Source organism: Sulfuricurvum sp. (assembly GCF_036279695.1).
Classification (GTDB): domain Bacteria; phylum Campylobacterota; class Campylobacteria; order Campylobacterales; family Sulfurimonadaceae; genus Sulfuricurvum.
This window is the reverse complement of record NZ_DASUIQ010000003.1, coordinates 1-19,093: the sequence shown is the minus strand read 5'-3', so window position 1 is coordinate 19,093 and position 19,093 is coordinate 1. Positions and strand designations below refer to the sequence as shown.

19 protein-coding genes are annotated in these 19,093 nt (G+C 43.0%); 6 read left to right on the top strand and 13 right to left on the bottom strand.

Annotation, left to right across the window (positions count from 1 at the left end; all coding sequences use genetic code 11):
* Positions 1–3: 3 nt before the first annotated feature.
* From VFW36_RS00345 to rfbF, 6 genes are read right to left on the bottom strand one after another with little or no spacing between them, the layout of a single operon-like run.
* A complete protein-coding gene (locus VFW36_RS00345) occupies positions 4–1,089 on the bottom strand; it encodes an AroB-related putative sugar phosphate phospholyase (cyclizing) (protein ID WP_329656837.1) in 1,086 nt (361 codons plus the stop codon).
* The gene (locus VFW36_RS00340) at positions 1,086–1,751 is read right to left on the bottom strand and encodes an SDR family oxidoreductase (protein ID WP_329656836.1); all 666 of its coding nucleotides are present in this window, start codon (positions 1,749–1,751) and stop codon (positions 1,086–1,088) included. Before VFW36_RS00340 ends, VFW36_RS00345 begins: the two co-directional genes overlap by 4 nt.
* Positions 1,744–3,546 carry a thiamine pyrophosphate-binding protein gene (locus VFW36_RS00335; protein ID WP_329656835.1) on the bottom strand — a complete coding sequence of 601 codons (1,803 nt, stop codon included), beginning with the start codon at positions 3,544–3,546 and terminating at the stop codon, positions 1,744–1,746. Before VFW36_RS00335 ends, VFW36_RS00340 begins: the two co-directional genes overlap by 8 nt.
* Positions 3,543–4,868, bottom strand: coding sequence for a lipopolysaccharide biosynthesis protein RfbH (gene rfbH, locus VFW36_RS00330; RefSeq protein ID WP_329656834.1), 1,326 nt, complete (start codon positions 4,866–4,868; stop codon positions 3,543–3,545). Before rfbH ends, VFW36_RS00335 begins: the two co-directional genes overlap by 4 nt.
* 1 nt (position 4,869) lies before the next feature.
* Complete coding sequence (gene rfbG, locus VFW36_RS00325; protein ID WP_329656838.1) at positions 4,870–5,967, bottom strand: CDP-glucose 4,6-dehydratase; 1,098 nt, start codon at positions 5,965–5,967, stop codon at positions 4,870–4,872.
* On the bottom strand, positions 5,967–6,740 hold the full coding sequence (gene rfbF / locus VFW36_RS00320) for a glucose-1-phosphate cytidylyltransferase (protein ID WP_329656833.1): 774 nt from the start codon (positions 6,738–6,740) through the stop codon (positions 5,967–5,969). Before rfbF ends, rfbG begins: the two co-directional genes overlap by 1 nt.
* A 198-nt stretch (positions 6,741–6,938) precedes the next feature.
* Here rfbF and VFW36_RS00315 point away from each other — a divergent pair, with 198 nt between their 5' ends.
* From VFW36_RS00315 to VFW36_RS00305, 3 genes are read left to right on the top strand one after another with little or no spacing between them, the layout of a single operon-like run.
* Positions 6,939–7,724 carry a glycosyltransferase family 32 protein gene (locus tag VFW36_RS00315; RefSeq protein ID WP_329656832.1) on the top strand — a complete coding sequence of 262 codons (786 nt, stop codon included), beginning with the start codon at positions 6,939–6,941 and terminating at the stop codon, positions 7,722–7,724.
* Positions 7,721–8,590 (top strand): NAD-dependent epimerase/dehydratase family protein, encoded by an 870-nt coding sequence (locus VFW36_RS00310; RefSeq protein ID WP_329656831.1) that lies wholly within the window; start codon positions 7,721–7,723, stop codon positions 8,588–8,590. The genes VFW36_RS00315 and VFW36_RS00310 overlap by 4 nt, the downstream gene beginning before the upstream one ends.
* Complete coding sequence (locus VFW36_RS00305; RefSeq protein WP_329656830.1) at positions 8,581–9,426, top strand: glycosyltransferase; 846 nt, start codon at positions 8,581–8,583, stop codon at positions 9,424–9,426. The genes VFW36_RS00310 and VFW36_RS00305 overlap by 10 nt, the downstream gene beginning before the upstream one ends.
* 19 nt (positions 9,427–9,445) lie before the next feature.
* Here VFW36_RS00305 and VFW36_RS00300 read toward each other — a convergent pair whose 3' ends face one another.
* From VFW36_RS00300 to VFW36_RS00285, 4 genes are all read right to left on the bottom strand, one after another.
* On the bottom strand, positions 9,446–10,465 hold the full coding sequence (locus tag VFW36_RS00300; protein WP_329656829.1) for a glycosyltransferase family 9 protein: 1,020 nt from the start codon (positions 10,463–10,465) through the stop codon (positions 9,446–9,448).
* The gene (locus VFW36_RS00295; RefSeq protein ID WP_329656828.1) at positions 10,466–11,521 is read right to left on the bottom strand and encodes a glycosyltransferase family 4 protein; all 1,056 of its coding nucleotides are present in this window, start codon (positions 11,519–11,521) and stop codon (positions 10,466–10,468) included.
* Positions 11,522–11,524: 3 nt separating this feature from the next.
* Positions 11,525–12,847 carry a UDP-glucose/GDP-mannose dehydrogenase family protein gene (locus tag VFW36_RS00290; RefSeq protein WP_329656827.1) on the bottom strand — a complete coding sequence of 441 codons (1,323 nt, stop codon included), beginning with the start codon at positions 12,845–12,847 and terminating at the stop codon, positions 11,525–11,527.
* A 67-nt stretch (positions 12,848–12,914) separates the two neighbouring features.
* Positions 12,915–13,670, bottom strand: a complete 756-nt coding sequence (locus VFW36_RS00285) for a glycosyltransferase family 2 protein (RefSeq protein WP_329656826.1) — start codon at positions 13,668–13,670, stop codon at positions 12,915–12,917.
* Positions 13,671–13,748: 78 nt separating this feature from the next.
* On the opposite strand from VFW36_RS00285, the gene VFW36_RS00280 reads away from it, so the two are divergent.
* Positions 13,749–14,516 carry a lipopolysaccharide kinase InaA family protein gene (locus VFW36_RS00280; protein ID WP_329656825.1) on the top strand — a complete coding sequence of 256 codons (768 nt, stop codon included), beginning with the start codon at positions 13,749–13,751 and terminating at the stop codon, positions 14,514–14,516.
* Here the strand turns inward: VFW36_RS00280 and VFW36_RS00275 are convergent.
* Positions 14,476–15,447, bottom strand: a complete 972-nt coding sequence (locus VFW36_RS00275; RefSeq protein WP_329656824.1) for a glycosyltransferase family 9 protein — start codon at positions 15,445–15,447, stop codon at positions 14,476–14,478. The two genes, VFW36_RS00280 and VFW36_RS00275, sit on opposite strands and share 41 nt — an antisense overlap.
* A gap of 54 nt (positions 15,448–15,501) precedes the next feature.
* Here VFW36_RS00275 and VFW36_RS00270 point away from each other — a divergent pair, with 54 nt between their 5' ends.
* Both VFW36_RS00270 and waaF read left to right on the top strand, forming a co-directional pair.
* Positions 15,502–16,677, top strand: coding sequence for a glycosyl hydrolase (locus tag VFW36_RS00270; RefSeq protein WP_329656823.1), 1,176 nt, complete (start codon positions 15,502–15,504; stop codon positions 16,675–16,677).
* The gene (gene waaF, locus VFW36_RS00265) at positions 16,674–17,633 is read left to right on the top strand and encodes a lipopolysaccharide heptosyltransferase II (RefSeq protein ID WP_329656822.1); all 960 of its coding nucleotides are present in this window, start codon (positions 16,674–16,676) and stop codon (positions 17,631–17,633) included. Before VFW36_RS00270 ends, waaF begins: the two co-directional genes overlap by 4 nt.
* Here waaF and VFW36_RS00260 read toward each other — a convergent pair.
* Positions 17,630–18,217: a YfaZ family outer membrane protein gene (locus VFW36_RS00260; protein WP_329656821.1), complete on the bottom strand. Its 588-nt coding sequence runs from the start codon at positions 18,215–18,217 to the stop codon at positions 17,630–17,632. The genes waaF and VFW36_RS00260 overlap by 4 nt on opposite strands.
* On the bottom strand, positions 18,211–19,093 hold an 883-nt coding region (gene rfaE2, locus VFW36_RS00255; RefSeq protein ID WP_329656820.1), incomplete at its 5' end, for a D-glycero-beta-D-manno-heptose 1-phosphate adenylyltransferase. The genes VFW36_RS00260 and rfaE2, both read right to left, overlap by 7 nt.

The window sequence follows — 19,093 nt, the reverse complement described above, 5'->3', positions numbered from 1 at the left end:
TATTCATATTGTTCTCCCTACTAAAAAATCTCTCGTCACATTCAATGCATAATCAAATTCTTCTTCACTTACATCATCCATCTTTTGCATAATAAAAGTGTGATCCGGAATAATAGCGGTTAATGCCTTACCGATACGCTTTTTATCGTTTTTCATCGCCTGCAACAAACGTTCTCGATCAAAATGACCATCTTCAAGACTAAGCGGTATATTTGGGGTAAAGAGCTTTTCATTAAGATGATCAAATAACTCTATACTCATCCATCCCCGTTTCAAAGAAACAGCATTGGCAAAAATCATCCCCACGGTTACTGCGATACCATGCGGAACATAATAATCAGTTACCGTCTCAAGCGCATGACCTAAACAGTGCCCGTAATTAAGCAAATTTCGTCGCCCCTGATCAAATTCATCACCTTCCATATAGGAAAGTTTGACGCGCATATTCTCTTCGATCAACGGCAATAGCTTAGTACGATCCTGTTTCGCTTTCTCGATCGTTTCTATAATCTGATCAAAGTTTTTATTTTTTTCTTCTTTCATCAATTGAAACTTGATCGTTTCACCGATTCCGCTGTAAAAATCAAGCGGTGTCAGTGTTTGTAAAAAAGCGGGATTAATATAGATTTTGGACGGTGGATAGAATGTTCCCAGCAAGTTTTTAAACGATTTAAAATTAATCGATGTTTTACTTCCGATACAACTGTCTGTTTGTGCTAAAAAAGTTGTGGGTACAAAAATCCAGTTAACCCCTCGATAGAGTGTCGAAGCGATAAAACCGGTCAAGTCCTGTGTAATTCCTCCGCCGATCGAAATCACGGTCAGATTTTTTTTGGCTGCTTGCGCAATAATCTGCTCAATCAAAGTACCAGCATAATCGAGTGTTTTATTCTCTTCGATGGCATCAAACAAAATAACTTCATCGCGTTTAAATACGGCATCGAATTGATCGCGATAAAGTGTGGCAACATTGCGATCAATCATAACGCATTTGTGTTCTATCTCTCTGAACGAATTTAAAAAATCAAAACTATCTTCAAATGAAACCGTATAATCTCTGAGATTCGAATGTATCTGCAATGATGTCATGCCAGAAATCCTCCATCGATAATGATCGTCTGCCCTGTTATGTAAGTGTTATCCGATGAAATTAAAAAAGCGACTGTTTTTGCAATTTCATTAGGCTCAGCAAAGCGTCCCAAGGGGATTGTTGCTTTGATTTTTTGTTGTTCTTCGGGTGGAACATTCTTTTGGGTTAATTCGGTATTGACATATCCAGGACACAGCGAGTTCACCAAAATATTATGTTCACCCAACTCTCGCGATAGTGCTTTTGTTACTCCATTAAGAGCAAATTTTGTTGCGGAGTACAATGTTCGATTCTCTTTTGATCGTATTCCCCAAATAGAGCTTATATTGACTATTCTCCCCGATCCGGCAGCTTTCATTGAAGGGACTACTTCTCGAATCAATGCAATCGGTCCCATTAGATTCGTCCCTAGCATCGTGTCCATATCATCATCACTGATACTATCGACAGCTCCGAGAATATTGATTCCAGCATTGTTAATCAAAATATCAATGGTAGGATGTTGTGCGCAATAATTTTTGATAGACTCCCTAGATGAGAGATCAAGATCATGGTGGGAGGGAGTTAATAGATCATAAATATTTTGTTCTCTTACTAGATCGGCAATTGCTTTGCCGATCCCTTTGGATGCTCCGGTAATAAGAACAGTTTGCTTATTCATCGATGGTCTTTACAATCATGTTGGCATTAAATATTTCTCGATCTAAGAAAGGAAACATATCTTCCAACGGTTTAGAAACCATTCGCCCATCCGGTTTCGCTTCAGAAGAGAGTTTCGGTTCCATCTTTTCCGTCGGACTGAGCATCACTTCACACACTACCGGTCCCTTCATAGCAAGGACTTTGGATATATCATTGGCAAGGTCGTTTTGATTGTCAATTTTATAGGTTGTAAAGCCGTATGCCTGAGCGATTTTAATCGTATCGGGGCAGCTAATACCGCTTTCATGGGTTGAACCGACATAGTGCCCTTTGAAAAAGCCCCCTTGGGTATTGCGGATAGAGATATAGCCGTCATTGTTGAGGACGAACAGTTTAATCGGGAGCTGATTGTGGATAATCGTTTGGAATTCTTGGATATTCATTTGTAAACTTCCATCGCCCGTCACACATATCACATCATGCTGATCATTCGCATAGCATGCTCCGATAGCAGCAGGCACATCGTATCCCATCGATGCACAACCGGAATTTACCACCACTTTTTGGTTTTTTCGTAAACGCAAACTCTGGTAAGATGCTACACAGGCTGTACCGTTTCCGAAAACAAAAATATCGTCATCTCTTGAAACGTTTGAAAATACATCATAAAAATTATACGAATCTACTACGTCGTTAACCACTTGACGCTCAGGTGTAATCGTAGGAAAATCACGGCGATAGTGCTGACATCGTTCAATCCATTCACGATATGATGGTAATTTGGCAGAATCAATCGCTTCTAATAACTCGCTACAAAAAACTTTGGCATCCGCTTCAACCGGTATATCAATTTCTACCGTATGTTTTTTTAACTCATTCGGATCAATGTCAACCACAATTTTCTTTGCTTCACGGGCAAAAAATTCCCAGTTATAACTAACCACCCGAATATTGAGTCTTGCACCGATGGTGATAATCAAATCACTGTTCTGAACTACAAAATTTCCGGCACGATGTCCTAATGATCCCGAACGTCCAAAATAAAACGGGTCATCGTCTTTGACAATATCATAACGGGCAAATGTAGCAATCACTGGGATGTTAAGTGTCGATGCCAGTTTTCGGAATTGTTCCACCCCCCCTGCGAGTGTAATACCATTTCCGGCAATGATAACTGGACGTTTTGCATTTTTAAGAGCATCGATTACTGTATCAATCTGGCAATCATACAGAGGTTCATTAGGGGGAGTAAACCCTATCAGTTCATCCTCTTCGACCATTGCACCCTGTATATCAAGCGGTACATCGATCCATACGGGACCCGGACGACCGTGTTTCGTCCAATAAACCGCTTCCTCTAAATGAGCACGGATTTTATTTTTATCCCTCACCATCACGGCGTATTTGGTAATCGGTTTGACAATATCGACGATATTGATCTCCTGATCACCGATCTGACGGAGATTGAGTTCTGGTTGAGAGGCAATCGTTGTTTCAAATTTCACCTGACCTGAGATAATAAGCATCGGAATCGAATCAACCCATCCGCCCATCACGCCCGTAATTGCATTCGTCCCCCCAGGGCCCGTAGTGACAATGGCAATACCAATTTTATTGCTCACACGAGCAAACCCTTCAGCAGCAATTGCACACGCCTGTTCATGGTGATTACATGCATATTTTAACCCACTGTTCTTGCCGATTCCGTCGATAATATGCATATTTCCGCCACCGGAAACGAGGAAGACGGTTTTAGCTGTATCATTATGATCTGCTAAAAATTGGGCGATGTAATCGGCTACGCGGATACTCATTTTACAAACTCCCGAATCTTAGAAACCATATATCCGATAGCATCATCACCCATCCCAGGATAAAGGCCAATCCAAAAACTGTCATTCATGATTTTGTCGGTATTGGGTAAATCACCGATAACACGATAATCACTCCCCTCTACCATACTATCAAACATCGGATGACGGAGCATATTTCCGGCAAAAAGGTTACGAGTTTGGATATTGGCATTTTCCAAATGTTCTACGAGTTCATTACGACTAAAAGTGACACCATCTGCAAGCGTGATCATAAATCCAAACCAGCTCGGATCGCTTTTAGGTGTTGCGGAATTTAGAATCAATGCATCAATTCCACTCAATCCTTCGTAAAGTTTAGAGAAGTTTTCTTTCCGTTTTTCGACAAACGTCGGAAATTTTTCGAGTTGTGCAACACCGATAGCGGCTTGCATATCGGAGACTTTGAGGTTGAAACCGAAATGACTATAGACGTATTTGTGATCATACCCTTTTGGCAAGCTTCCAAAACTCTGAGAAAAACGGCATCCACAGGTATTATCTATACCGCTCTCACACCAGCAGTCACGTCCCCAATCACGCATAGAAAGCATAATCTTTTTGAGCAGCGGATTATCGGTATAGGTCGCACCCCCCTCACCCATCGTCATATGGTGTGGAGGATAAAAGCTTGATGTCCCTATGTCACCCCATGTCCCTGTCGGCTTACCTTCATACGTTGAACCAAGGGCATCGCAATTGTCTTCGATCAGCCAAAGATTATGTTTATCACAAAACTCTTTGACTGCACGGAGATTAAAAGGATTCCCAAGAGTATGCGCGATCATCACGGCTTTGGTTTTTGGGCTCAATGCTTTTTCTAACTGTGTCGTGTCGATGTTAAAATGGGTCAACTCCATATCGACGAAAACGGGGACAGCTCCGTATTGGACGATAGGCGCAACCGTTGTCGGAAAACCTGCGGCTACGGTTATTACTTCATCACCGCGTTTGACTTGTCGCTCTTTTAATAGAGGAGAGGTAAGGGCGTAAAAAGCGAGCAAATTTGCCGAGCTTCCACTGTTCACCAAGAATGCCCATCGAACACCGAGATAGTCCGCGAGCTTTTTCTCAAATTGCTTCGAATAATCACCGTATGTAAGCCAAAAATCGAGGGAGCTATCCACTAGATTGATCATCTCATGTTCGTCAAAGACACGACCCGCATAGTTGACACGGCTTTTGCCGGATACAAACGCTTTGGTCTGCATCGGTTTGTGCACTAATTCATAGTACTCTTTTGTTTTTTGCAATATTTCATTTTTAAGCTGTTCGGCTGGAGTCATTTTATCCTCTTGTCCATAATAAATTTTTTGCTTTTGCATCAGCAATATAGGTCTCTAAGTTTTCGGCAGTAATAATCCTATTGCTTTCATAATAATTTTTATACCATTTTACCGTCTTTTCAAAAGTTGTTTCACTATCCCAAACATCTTTCCATTTTAAACGGATATGGGCTTTTGAACAATCGAGTTTTAATAGATTCGCTTCATGAAGTTGATGGGGATCGCGATGGATTTCATAATCAATTTTATCCCAATGTTTTTTGACATGGTTTACGACCTCTTCGACCGTAATGCTTCCCTCATCGCTGGGACCAAAGTTCCATGCTTCACCAAATTCCACTTTCTCTTCTAACAACTTTTGCCCAATAGCCAAATAGCCGCTCAACGGTTCGAGAACATGCTGCCACGGACGGGTCGCATTAGGATTTCGGATGCTCACCTTTTTCCCCTGTGATACTGAGAGCATAATGTCGGTCATCAGACGATCTTTTGCCCAATCGCCACCCCCGATAACATTACCGGCACGGCACGATGCCAAAAGAGTGTTATGTGATTTTTTATATTCGGCAGGATTAAAATAAGAGTTCCGGTACGAGTTGGCAAGCAAATCGGCACACCCTTTGGAAGAGCTATAGGGATCATACCCTCCCATCGGATCATTTTCACGGTATCCCCAGACCCATTCGCGGTTTTCATACGCTTTATCACTGGTGATATTGACAATCGCTTTGACACTGTTTGCACGACACGCTTCGAAAACTTTTAGCGTTCCTATCACATTGGTTTCATACGTTTCAATAGGATTTTCATAGGAGAGTCGCACCAAAGGTTGAGCGGCGAGATGAAAGACGATATCGGGTTTATACGTTTCAATCGTTGTGTTAAGATGCTCTAAATCACGAATATCTCCTATAGTCGAAACAATATTGAGATTAAGCAAAGAAAGATGATTAGGTTCAGTTGGTGCGGCTAATGAGTAGCCGATAACTTTTGCACCCATTTGTTGAAGCCAAAATGATAACCAAGAGCCTTTAAATCCGGTATGACCGGTTACTAAAACCGTTTTATTTTTATAAATACCGCTAAAGAGGGTCTCCATTACCAAACTTTCCACGGAGCTTTTTTGGTATCCCATAGCTTATTTAAATCGGTTTTATCTTTTAAACTATCCATCGGTTTCCAAAAACCGCGATGTTTATAGGTCATAATTTCACCCTCTTGTGCCAATGTTTGAAGAGGAGCTTGTTCGAATACGGTACTATCACCATCTAAGATATAGTCAAAAACTTTTGGTTCACAAACAAAAAACCCGATGTTAACCCATCCGCCATCACCTTTTGGTTTTTCTAAAAAATTAGTCACTTGACCATTTTCTTCAATATTTAATGCTCCAAAACGCCCCTCAGGCTGAGTGGAACACATGGTCATCGCTTTGCCGTGCGACTTATGGAACTTAACAAGATCATCAATATTAATATCACTTACTCCATCGCCATAGGTAAGCATAAATGGGTCATTTCCTATAAAATCCTGCGCCCGTTTTACACGACCACCTGTCATAGTCTCCAACCCAGTATCGAGTAAGGTTACTTTCCATGGTTCACTAGAGTTATTAAGAACTTCCATTCTTCCGTTTTGCATATCAATTGTTACATCACTTTGATGCAAAAAATAGTTAGCGAAATACTCTTTGATATAATAGCCTTTGTATCCCAAAAGAATAACAAAATCATTAAATCCATAATGACTATAAATTTTCATAATATGCCAAAGAATAGGCTTTCCGCCAATTTCAACCATCGGTTTTGGTCTGATGTCGGTCTCTTCACTCAAACGTGTTCCGTATCCACCGGCTAATAATAAAACTTTCATGATTCCCTTTGTTTATTTTAACATTTTCAGTTATTTTTTGATCATCTATCTACCGCTCTGTTACTAAGAAATGTTACCGTGTTTACAATTTAAGTTTTCTTTAACACGAAGAAGATGACTTCCCGTAATCCCGACAAGATATAAACATGAGTTCTAAAGTTTTTTTACAGTAAAATCAGTCTTTGATGAAGGATATAAATGAAGGATATGAAGTCTATGTATATTGGTGCAATTATAATCAATCGGCTCTCTAAAATTTTAGGTATTTTAGTCAAAGCTTTGAGCTATATTTTTCATTTCTTTTTTAAAAACAAACGTTTTACGATTCCGGAGTACAGTCAAGCGCTTATCTCAGGAAAAGAGTCTGTTATTCCAAAAATCATCTGGCAGACGAATTATTCCAACAATGTTACCCTACCCATTTATGTCAATTATCTTTTCAACCGACTGATTTCACCCGATTGGGAATACCGATATGTCAGCACCGAAGCACGTTTAGAATTTATCAAAACACATGCCTCACAGAGAATGGCTCACGCCTTTGAACAATTAACGGACGGTGCTTCTCAAGCCGATTTCTGGAGACTTTTTACTTTGAACTATTACGGCGGTGTCTATATGGACATCGATGCCCACGCGGTATGGCCCCTCTCAAACATGATTAAGCCAGAAGACAAAGAGCTCTTTTTGATGACCAAACATAACTACAGCAACTACTTCATAGCGAGTGCAAAAGAGAATTCCTATCTGCAAAAAGCACTCGATCTTATCGTCGATAATATAGAGCAAAAAAATATCAACGGCGGAGTATATGAATTAACCGGACCGACTGTCCTCAACCGAGCAATCGGAGAAGATAACGTCAATCATCGCCACAATAAATACACCTGTATCCAAGGGAGTTTTACCAACGAGTTTTTTCAATACATGGACAAACCTCGCGGAAAATGGATACATGCAAAAAAAGAGGATCTATTAAAATGAATCGAAAAAAAATTTTAGTAACAGGCGGAGCCGGATTTGTCGGCAGCCATCTATGCGAAAGACTCTCCAAAAATCCAAATTATGACGTGTACAGTTTGGATAATTACTTCACGGGAAGTGAAGCCAACCATGTCCCGAATGTCACTTACATCAAAGGTGATACGGCCCAAATCAGCGAGCTAATTACCTTTAACCCCGACATGGTATATCACCTCGGAGAATACAGCCGAGTCGAGCAAAGCTTTGATGATATTGAGAAAGTATGGCGCTACAATAAAGACGGGATTTTTGCCGTTTTGGAGTTCGTCCGCAAAGCAGGATGCAAAATTCTCTATGCCGGAAGCTCAACCAAATTCGGAGACGGAGGGCTAGGTCGCAGTGCGTCACCGTATGCTTGGACGAAAGCCACTAATACCGAACTGGTTATGAACTACGGAGCGTGGTTCAATGTCCCGTATGCGATCACCTATTTTTACAACGTCTATGGTCCGCGCGAAATACAGACTGGGAAATACGCAACTTTGATCGCTTTGTTCAAGGAAAAAATGAAAAATGGAGAAGCCTTAAGTGTCGTTACCCCCGGAACGCAAAAAAGAAACTTCACCCATATCGATGACATTATCGACGGTCTTGTACTGGTTGGCGAAAACGGGTATGGAGACGAATTCGGTATCGGCAGCCCCGAAGCGTATTCGATACTCGAAATCGCTCAAATGTACGGTGGAGAAATTGCAATGCTTCCGGAACGCAAAGGGAACCGTATGACTGCGGATGTCATCAGTGCAAAAACGGAAGCGCTAGGTTGGTCTCCGAAACGAACTATTAAAGATTATATAGAAGAGTGCAGAAAAAACGGATGGCAATAAAGACTTTTCCTGCCTCAACCATCATTATCTCCGTTTACAAAGATACTGAAGCGCTAGGTCTGATTTTGGATAGTCTTACAAATCAAACGTATCCTGTGGATCAGATTATCGTTTCTGAAGATGGAAATTCTAAAGAGATGGAAACATTTGTTGCATCGTATACGCAACGGCTTAACAATATACTGCATTTGAGTCAATCCGATGATGGGTGGCGGAAAAATCGTGCGCTAAATCGTGCTATTGTTGCCAGCAAAGGGGAATATTTAATCTTTATAGATGGAGATTGCATCCCATATCCTCAATTTATCGAAGAACATCTCAAACTTCAAGAACCCAATAGTGTTCTGTGCGGTCGGAGAAGTGAACCTGGAGCATATTTTAGCGCCCTATTAAGAACACGAAAAATTAGCAGCAAAGAGTTCACACAACGTTATATAATCAATTTTTTTGCCCTTAAACAAGATCATATTCGCCATTATGACGATGGTTTATATTTCGGAGCCGGAAGTTTTTTATTCAGCCTTATTCGAGGATCGAATAAAAAAGAAAATCACATTGTAGGATGTAATTTTTCGTGCTACAAAAGTGATCTACTCCGTATTAATGGTTTTGATGAAGATTTTACAATGCCGACGACAGGAGAAGACACAGATATTGAGCGCCGAATGCGCCTGTTGGGGATCAAAATGAAATCATGCCGAAACGCAGCCAATGTTATCCATTTGGATCATAAAAAGATTTTTAATCCGAACATTTCTGAAGAAACTCTAAAGCTTATGCAATTAAAAAAAGATCTGTTTTTTTGTAAAAACGGGGTAGACAGCCACACCTCATAACTTTTATAAACATCGCTATCTACTTGGATTCTAACCATTCAAGATGCTTAACAGCTGCCTCAAATACCATCTCGACGCTGGGATTTCCTCCATTTTTATCAAATACAATGTCATGAACCGTATCTCTTGGCCAATAACGGAATAAACTTGTTGAGTTGAAGATACCTAACGTTGGCGCATTTACCGAAATGGACATATTTCGGACCCCCGTATCGTTGGCAATCACCATAGATGATTGACCTAAAAAAGGGAGTACATGCTCCAAATCAAGCGGTGTTTGTTGGGTTACATTCGAATATTTGGAGAGCAAAACGATCATTTCATCTGATTTTTCATGTGCTCCAATTCCATCCATAAGTACGTGTGAATGATTAGGATACTGTTCTGCCATTTTACTAATCAAAGAGACAAAAGAGTCCTTTGGCCAACATTTACTCTCCATGGATGCACTAAAAAAATAGCAGATATACGGATGTTCCGTATCCTTAAAATATTTCGGAAAAGCATAATCAAATGGTCGTTTTCCTCGTGCACCGAAAACATACGCAAAATGAAGCATATTTTCTGTTTCGAGAAACAAGTCCGAACGCTGTAAAACGATGTTGAATAGAAACTTCCGATACGCTCGGTACGGAAATCCCATCTTAAATTTGGCTTTGTTAAACATAACCGTCCACATTGACAATGCGCTATCGCATAAATCCATAATAATGTCATGTTCACCCAATGCTTTTATTTGCTTAAAGCGATCCCAATTTGATGTTTTTTTCCCATCTCTTTTTTTATACACAACATGAACCCGATCGACAAGATCAACAGGGGCACCATATTGATAACTATCAATCAAACTAAGTGTCAATGATGCATTAGGGAAAAGTTCACGTAATTCACGTAGCAATGGACGTAATACAACCTGATCCCCGATGGCTCCATGCCGAATAATCGCAATCGATCGGATCTGTTCATGAGACATTTTCTCTGCACGCTTACGTGCTTTATTAGTTGAGTAGCCCCCTTTAGTCCATAACCACAAATACATTTACATTTCCCCGTTTAACATAGTGAATAGTTTTTCAAACTGTTTTTGACTTTCAAATCTATCGAGTGCTTTGGTTTTTCCCGCAATAGCCAAGCGATCTCTTCTCTCAGTATCGTTGCACAATTCCGTGAGCTTCAACGTTAAATCTGCCACATTACGTGTTTTAAACAGTACCCCATCAACACCGTCCTCGATGATCTCCAACGGACCGCCGCTGTCACTCGCTACGGCACAGACACCGCACATCATCGCCTCAATCACCACAAGACCGAATGTCTCATTTTCGGTTGCCAAAACGAGAGCATCGCATAGCTGCATATATTTTTGAGCTTCATGAGTGAATCCGGTAAAAATCGCATACTCCGCATACTGTTGCCGAAGTTCTTCCAAATAGTTGTTATCCATCGCATGCCCCACTACGAGAGCCTTAGCCGATATACCCGTAAGGTTTAGTTGTTTGATAGCTTCAAGAACCAGATGCTGCCCTTTTGCCTCTTCGATACGCCCTACGATACCGACGACAAATGCATCGCCTAGTCCCGCTTGACGAGAGAAAGTCTCTTTTTCATCGTTACTCAGGAGATGCGGTATTTCCGCCCCCATATAAAGCACTTCTACTTTCGGACGAATATCGGCTGGGATAAATTTTTCAAGCTGTTCTTTGACCTGATGGGTAACGGGAAGCATCATGTCGATATTTTTATACAAAAACCGATGATAAAAATCATCTTTGAAACGGGTCATACGCATATTACGCGTTTGCACCAATTTCGGCTTTTTTCGGCTGAGAAGTTTTGCCAAAACGGCAATAGGAATATCCTTCGTCCAATGAAGGTGGAGCACATCTATATCGTTTTCATCGATCAAACGTGCCAACTTCATAAAACTGTACCGTCCAATTGTTGCATAACGGTACGGTGTATCACGGTAATACTGCTCCAACTTCCCCTTCGGATTGATAACACTCAATGCGTTCAATGCGTGTGATGCACGAACCATATAAAGTTCAAGTCCCCCCAAATCGGGAGAGAGGCAAAGTTCGAGTATTTTTTTCATCCGTTATACTCCGATTTGGAAATATTCAAATCCCATCTCAGCCATTCGTTCTTTGTTAAACTGATTACGTCCGTCAAAGAAAATCGATCCTTTGAGCAGTTTTTTCATCTCGTCAAAATCGGGACTTCGGAACTCTTGCCATTCGGTGACGAGTATCACGGCATCGGCATCTTTGAGCGCTTCGTATTTCCCATCGACATAACTGACTCGGCTATTGCCTTTGAGATAGAAATGCTCCGCTTCATGGCGTGCTTTCGGATCATAAGCGACGATAGTAGCCCCTGCCGCGGAGAGATCGTTGATGATCGTGATCGAGCTGGCTTCTCGCATATCATCGGTTTCGGGTTTAAATGCCAATCCCCATACGGCAAACGTTTTACCTTCGAGATTTTGCCCGAAACGGTTAAATACTTTTTGGGAAATCACATGCTTTTGATCGTAGTTGACCGCTTCGACCGCATCCAAAATACGCGGCGTATAACCGAAATCTTTGGCTGTCTTGGCCAATGCCTGAACGTCTTTGGGAAAACAGCTTCCGCCGTATCCGCACCCCGGATAGATAAAGCTGTACCCGATACGGCTATCGCTTCCGATCCCGTTACGCACTTTGTTGATGTCGGCACCGACCCGCTCACAGATATTGGCCATTTCGTTCATAAAGCTGATTTTGGTTGCGAGCATCGCGTTTGCGGCGTATTTGGTCATCTCGGCACTTTTTATGTCCATACCGATAAAACGGTCATGATTTTTCATAAACGGCTCATACAAATCATGCATGATCTGCATCGCTTTCTCACTATCGGCACCGATCACGACGCGATCAGGATGCATGAAATCTTTGATCGCCGCACCCTCTTTCAGAAATTCGGGATTAGAAACGACATCAAAGGCTAAATCGCTTCCGCGCGCATCAAGTTCAGCTTGGATCGCCGCACGTACTTTCTCGGCAGTACCGACCGGAACGGTTGATTTATCGACCACTACCATATAATGCTGCATGTGTTGTCCGATACTTTTGGCAACGGCAAGGACGTATTGCAAATCCGCACTTCCGTCTTCCCCCATCGGCGTACCGACTGCAATAAAGCTGATCGTCGTATTCGCGATAGTCTCAGCGATATTGGTCGTAAATTTCAACGTACCTTTGGCATAGTTTTCCAAAACCATCGTTTCCAAACCGGGTTCATAAATCGGAATAATTCCTTGAATGAGCTTATCAATTTTCTTTTGGTCAATATCGACACACGTTACGCTGTTCCCCATTTGAGCGAAGCAGGTTCCACTTACTAATCCGACATATCCCGTTCCGACAACCGATATTTTCATTTAAAAACGCCCTTATTCTCTTACTTTATTGGTTAGATTTTATCCAAATCGCTCTTAAATCGCTCTTCTATAGCGTTTTCTTCTTTTGCTCCGCATTCATCTCGTAGAGTTTGATGTATTTATAGAAATTGGTCACCATATGGGAAAATGCGATAATAAGCCCCGCATATCCGTCCAAAAATCCTCGTTTGAGGATATAGGTACGGAAAAACGAGTAGAGTCCGTTAAAAAAAGCTTTTACGGGAGATGACCCTCTTTTCCCGACGTTATCCTCTGCAAACAAGCTCGAGTATCGATCGGCTTTAAGGACGAATTCGGAGATGCTTTGGTAGGGATAATGACTAAAACTGTGGGAAAGTTTTCGGACGCTCACTCCATCGGTGAGGATATGCTCATGTACCGCTTTATCACTGTAGCCGGTCGTTTTTCGGTTATAAAGGCGGACGATTTCATCCGCACCCCAGCAATGAGAAATCTCGGTGGTTTTATAAAAGTTTTTACGTAACAGGGAATACACCGTTTTGGAATCAAGCGCTAATTGCTTGATCTCTTGAACGATTGCTCCATCAAGTACCTCATCGGCGTCCAGTGAAAGTATCCAATCGTGTGCGGCATACTCCGCCGCAGTGTTTTTAGTCGGACCGAATCCGATAAATTCCCCCTCAATCAAACGGACATTGGAATAAGAGGTAGCGATAAGAGCGGTATCATCGGTAGAGCCGTTATTGTAAAGAACAACATCATCAAAATCCCTCAAACTTTCCAGACAACGATGAAGTATGCTCCCTCCGTTTTTTACGATAATAACAACGGAAATACCCATCAATCCTGCCTTTCAGTATGATTCAACTCTCTTTTTAGTATCATATCACACCCTCTCTTAAGGACGTTGCACACTATTATGAGTATCCGATACGAATGCCATGACGATTACCTGTTTTTAAAATCCTCGCTAGAATCGATACGAGAGATCTTTATGTGTGACGATCACTCTATCCATAAAGCCCGAAATGAACTCAAAATTATTGAATTAGCGCGGGTTAAAACGGTCGTCAAATCGTTTAAAGTTCCCCATTTGCTCAACCGTATCGTTTATACTTTTTTTCGTCGTAGCAAAGCATACAAATCGTATCACAATGCCCTTCGTTTACAGGAACTCGGTATTTCAACCCCTCAGCCGATTGCCCTCATTGAGTTCTTTGAATCGGGACTGTTGGCGGATAGCTACTTTATCAGCGAATTTTTCGATTATGACTTTACGATCCGCACCCCACTGCTCGAACCACTCGCAGATCGCGAAGCTATTTTCACCGCTTTTGCCGCCTATACCTACCAGCTACATCAAGCAGGGGTTTGGCATTTGGACTACTCCCCCGGCAATATTTTGATCAAACGAACCGAAAATGGCTATCAATTCTCCATCGTCGATATTAACCGGATGGTTTTCAAAACGATATGCCCGCTGGAGGGGTGTGAAAACTTTAACAAGCTATGGGCGTTTGATGATGAGCTGGAGATCATGGGGCGTGAGTATGCGAGACTCAGCGGATTGGATGAAGCAACCACGATCGCTGAGATGAAACGACATAACGATGCCAATAAACGGGTCAAAAATTTTAAAAAGAGACTCAAGAAAGTGTTAAAAGGCGATTTTTCAACTCCTGCTTAACTGTCTCAAACATTGCCTCTCTTCCCTCACTATCCGAGGGGATCATAAAATGGTGCTGTTTCTCTCCGATGCTTTTCCAACGCGCCGCTGAGGCAAAAAGGGTATCGGCAAAGAAGGTAAACGTCTCGCATCCCACCGCGCTCGCCAAATGATAGGTTCCTGTCGAGGTACTTATAAACAGTTTAAAACTGCTCAAAAGTAGAGCAAAATCAACAACACTTCCGCGTGAAGGGTACAAAATCACTCTGCTCTCCCCCAAAAGCTCTTTCGCCTCTTCATAGAGTTTTTCCTCATCGGGACCGAAGGTCATCACGAGATCGATGTGGGGATTCTCTTCAGCCAATTTGACCAATTCAACGTATTCCGATAGTGTCCAGTTCGCATCTGAAGAACCGCCGAATCCCGGGTGGAATGCGACTACCGGCTTGGTGATACCGTATTCATGACAAAAAGTCTCATACGCCTCCGAAGCTCCCGAAAAGGTTAAAAGAGGTTTGGGAAATTCCAACACAATGTCGGGGAATAAGGCACGGGAGAGCTGAAGGTTGTATTCAAACTCCGCCATCTTCACCTCACTGCGGCGTTGCGTAATACGGCGGTTATAAAAAATCTGGGCAATTTTAGTTGCGGGAGCAATACGGAGGGGGATACGGGCAATCCATTGTGCCAAAGCGACGCGGGTATTGGAAAAAAGGGTGATCGACGTATCGATACGAGCTTGTTTGATTTTAAATGCAAGTTCCAGAATATCCTCTCCGCTATCAACGATCACCTCATCGATAAAGTCGCATGATTCGGCAAGTTTACGGTTTAGCGGTGCGACCAAAGCGATAATACGGTTTTGCGGATTATGGTGTTTAAGGACGTACAATGTGGGTAAAGCGGTGATAAAATCACCCAGTTTATCGTTGCGTACTACCAATATATTCATCTATTGCCCTTGTTTTAATGCGGTTATTTTACCCAATATCGCTATAATCTCAGCATGAAACAACCGTTTGCTTGGGATCATTACTCCGATCAGCCCGCCATTATCCGAGATCGTGCCCTTAAGCGGCAAATGCGCCGTAGTGCCCTCCCCTCGCTCATTAAAACATTTTTGATTGCTCTCATAACCTTACCGATAGCCTTTTTGTTGACCCCTTTTGTGCAACGTCGCACTATTAGCGGAGAGCACTTCTTCGGCATGGGGGTCAATCTGGTTCAGGAGCCCAATACGACCCCCTACCTGATCGAAGAGTTGGGTGTCCAAAAACTTCTCATCCGTATTCCTCTATGGGAGATGGATCGGTTGCATGAATACGTCGCCTTTATCCGCAGCTTTAGCGGCAAACATATCACCGTTGCACTATTACAAGATCGTGAACATATCACCAGTCCCGATATGACACGCGATCATCTTATCCAGATTTTCGAAGCCCTCGAAGAGGTATGCGAAACCTATGTCATCGGCAGTACCATCAACCGTGCCAAATGGGGATTTTTTAGTGTCAATGAATATCTCGATTTTTACGGCGTCGCCTATGAGCTGAAAAAAACACGCTTTCCCCACCTCAAGCTCATCGGCTCAAACGTCATCGATTTTGAGTACCATTTTAGCGCCCATACCCTCTTTAATCTCGCAAAAATACGCTTTGATGCACTAGGAAGTCTCCTTTATGTCGATCGTCGCGGTGCACCTGAAAACAGCCAAATGGGATTCAACCTGATGGGGAAAATCAATCTATTGTTTTCACTCATGTCACTTAGCCCTAAATGCACCAATGAGCTCATCATCACTGAAACCAACTGGCCGATTAAAAACACCGCCCCTTACGCCCCCACCAGTGAGCATGAATGTGTTAGTGAAGAGGATTATGCCTCTTTCATGGTGCGCTATCATCTCCTCGCCTTTGCGTCGCAAAAAGTGAGCTGTGTTTATTGGCATCAACTCATCGCCCCCGGATACGGTTTGATCGATAACCGCGAAGGACTTCTCCGAAAACGAAGCGCTTACGAAGCATATCGAGAAATGCTCACTCATCTCAGCGATGCAGAGTTTAAAAGCTTCTCTCGCAATAGTGATGAGTATCGGCTCATTTGCACAACCCCACGCGGTGACCTGTATATTACATGGACACTCACTTCGGCACCAATTTATACCTACAAGGCTCAATCGTGAAAATACTCATCATACTCCCCAACTGGCTCGGCGATGCGGTGATGGCGACCCCTTCTATCGAAGCCCTTTGCAGTATCTACCCTGAAGCTGAACTAACCTTGGTAGGTTCCCATGTGAGTATCGAAGCGCTCAAATACCATCCTCAGTGCAAACGTCACTACGTCGATGAAACCAAAAAGGGGGGAAATCGCTTTCTCAACACCTATCGATTTGCTAAAATACTGGGCAGTCATGATATGGCGATCACCTTTCGCAATCAGCTCCACTCTTCGCTTCTGCTCTATTGGAACGGCACACCGATCACGGCGGGACGCAAAAGTTGGCATTCAACCCTATTGCTCAAATATCCGATCAAACCAACCCATCCCTCTCATCTGGTGGAGCAGTACCATGACATCGCCCAAAGTCTCAGTTCACAGCCACTAACCCTCGGGAATCTAACCATTCATATCCCGCCGCACCGCTATTTGCGTCCGACACTCGGAATCAATCCGGGGGCAACGTATGGGAGTGCCAAGCGGTGGTATCCCGAAAAGTTTGCCGAAGTGGCACGCGAATACGCCGATAGATATGACATACTCCTCTTCGGAGGCCCTAACGAAGTGGGGATGGCGAACGAGATCGAATCACGCCTCAAAGGGATCAAAGTCACCAATTTCGCAGGAAAAACGACCATACCGGAGCTGTGCAGTTTTATCGGGGGATTGGATCTCTTTATCACCAATGACAGCGGTCCGATGCACGTTGCGGCAGCGTATGGCGTGCCGACCGTCGCGATATTCGGTCCGACGCGTCACGCAGAGACATCCCAGTGGATGAATGAAAAAAGTATACTTGTACGTCATGAGATGAAATGTGCGCCGTGTATGAAGAGAGAATGTCCGCTAGGACATCATGAGTGTATGAAAAGTATCACCTCAGAAGAGGTGATTGAAGCTGCAAAAAAGATTCTTTAGAAATCGAGTCTCATCCCAAAATACCACGCATCGTTATAAGTAACATTACGTGAAGTCAAATCGGTATCGATCAAGCGGTATCCGACCCCGATCCGAGCATTTTGGATAGGCTCGATATCCAAACCGATTCGACTCTCCGTATAACTGTCCCCTTTTTTGAAGCTTAATACCGACGGAGCGTAATAAAATGCCCCATTCAGATAAAACGGAAACGGCGTATTAAGGGGAAGCTGTAACTCTGCTTCAATCCCCAACGGAATCGCCGCATAATTTTCTCCGTCAATTTTGGTATATTCGCCTTTCACTCCAAGCCCGAGTTTTAATCCCGAAACGCCACGTACCGGTTCCATTACCATAAATGAAACTTCCATCAACGGATCCGGATCATTGATTGTTTGAGAATTATTGTTATCCCCGCTTAAAAACCGTGCACCGATATAAGCGTTGCTCATCGCATTTCCCATACGCCCCATATCAAGCCGTAGTTCACCACCGACATCTTTATCATTCACATTAACACTAACTTGATGAGCGGCGAATGCCGATGTACTCACCATAAGAGTCAAAATTATTTTTTTTAGCATGTTGTTCCTTCATTAATTCGAGCGATTGTAGCGGTCGTACTTTTACCGTCCACAAACTGCACTAACCGTAACTCTTTAGCAAATTCCGCTCCAACGACTACTTTACCTTCGTAATCGCCCCCCTTGACCAATATATCGGGAGCGATATTTTTGATCAATTCATGCGGCGTCTCTTCGCTAAATACTACGACATAATCGACCGATTCGAGCGCAGCTAAAATATAGGCACGATCGGCTTCGGTATTGACCGGACGCGTCGGTCCTTTGAGCTCTCTCACCGAGCTGTCCGAATTGAGTCCTACGATCAATACATCGCCGTAACTTTTCGCCTCTTGGAGGTATTTGACGTGACCCACATGAAGAATATCGAAACAACCGTTGGTAAAGACCACTTTTTTGCCCTCTTTTTTGAGGCGTTCGGACAGCGCATATATCTCTTCTTTTGTCTTGATGTGCATATCGGACGTGCTCTGATGCAAACTCGACTCGTATTCCTCGATCTCACCCAGCGTGACCGTGGCTGAACCGATCTTACCGACGACAACGGCAGCGGCATGGTTCGCAAACGGTGCCGCTTCATCGATACTAAGTCCCGAGCTGAGGGCAAAGGAGAGAGAGGCGATCACCGTATCCCCCGCACCCGTTACATCATAGACCTCTTTCGCCACCGTCGGAAAACGGCGCATCGATTCATCGAATATTGCGATACCGTCTTCCGAGAGGGTAATCATCGAACACTCTAAATCACACGTTTCTTTGAGGCTCAATAGCGCTTTTTTCAGACTTTCATCGTCGCGGATCACAATTCCCGTCGCTTCAGAGGCCTCTTTTTTATTAGGGGTCAAAAGATAGGCGCCGCGATATTTGCGATAATCT

Excerpts from the sequence above, each read along its gene's own strand:
- VFW36_RS00295 (WP_329656828.1), bottom strand. The coding sequence starts at position 11,521 with ATGAAAAAAATACTCGAACTTTGCCTCTCTCCCGATTTGGGGGGACTT.
- VFW36_RS00335 (WP_329656835.1), bottom strand. The coding sequence starts at position 3,546 with ATGAGTATCCGCGTAGCCGATTACATCGCCCAATTTTTAGCAGATCAT.
- VFW36_RS00315 (WP_329656832.1), top strand. The coding sequence starts at position 6,939 with ATGAAGGATATGAAGTCTATGTATATTGGTGCAATTATAATCAATCGG.
- VFW36_RS00305 (WP_329656830.1), top strand. The coding sequence starts at position 8,581 with ATGGCAATAAAGACTTTTCCTGCCTCAACCATCATTATCTCCGTTTAC.
- rfbG (WP_329656838.1), bottom strand. The coding sequence starts at position 5,967 with ATGGAGACCCTCTTTAGCGGTATTTATAAAAATAAAACGGTTTTAGTA.
- VFW36_RS00280 (WP_329656825.1), top strand. The coding sequence starts at position 13,749 with ATGAGTATCCGATACGAATGCCATGACGATTACCTGTTTTTAAAATCC.
- rfbH (WP_329656834.1), bottom strand. The coding sequence starts at position 4,868 with ATGACTCCAGCCGAACAGCTTAAAAATGAAATATTGCAAAAAACAAAA.
- rfbF (WP_329656833.1), bottom strand. The coding sequence starts at position 6,740 with ATGAAAGTTTTATTATTAGCCGGTGGATACGGAACACGTTTGAGTGAA.
- VFW36_RS00260 (WP_329656821.1), bottom strand. The coding sequence starts at position 18,217 with ATGCTAAAAAAAATAATTTTGACTCTTATGGTGAGTACATCGGCATTC.
- VFW36_RS00270 (WP_329656823.1), top strand. The coding sequence starts at position 15,502 with ATGAAACAACCGTTTGCTTGGGATCATTACTCCGATCAGCCCGCCATT.
- VFW36_RS00345 (WP_329656837.1), bottom strand. The coding sequence starts at position 1,089 with ATGACATCATTGCAGATACATTCGAATCTCAGAGATTATACGGTTTCA.
- VFW36_RS00340 (WP_329656836.1), bottom strand. The coding sequence starts at position 1,751 with ATGAATAAGCAAACTGTTCTTATTACCGGAGCATCCAAAGGGATCGGC.
- VFW36_RS00275 (WP_329656824.1), bottom strand. The coding sequence starts at position 15,447 with ATGAATATATTGGTAGTACGCAACGATAAACTGGGTGATTTTATCACC.
- VFW36_RS00290 (WP_329656827.1), bottom strand. The coding sequence starts at position 12,847 with ATGAAAATATCGGTTGTCGGAACGGGATATGTCGGATTAGTAAGTGGA.
- VFW36_RS00310 (WP_329656831.1), top strand. The coding sequence starts at position 7,721 with ATGAATCGAAAAAAAATTTTAGTAACAGGCGGAGCCGGATTTGTCGGC.
- VFW36_RS00285 (WP_329656826.1), bottom strand. The coding sequence starts at position 13,670 with ATGGGTATTTCCGTTGTTATTATCGTAAAAAACGGAGGGAGCATACTT.
- VFW36_RS00300 (WP_329656829.1), bottom strand. The coding sequence starts at position 10,465 with ATGTATTTGTGGTTATGGACTAAAGGGGGCTACTCAACTAATAAAGCA.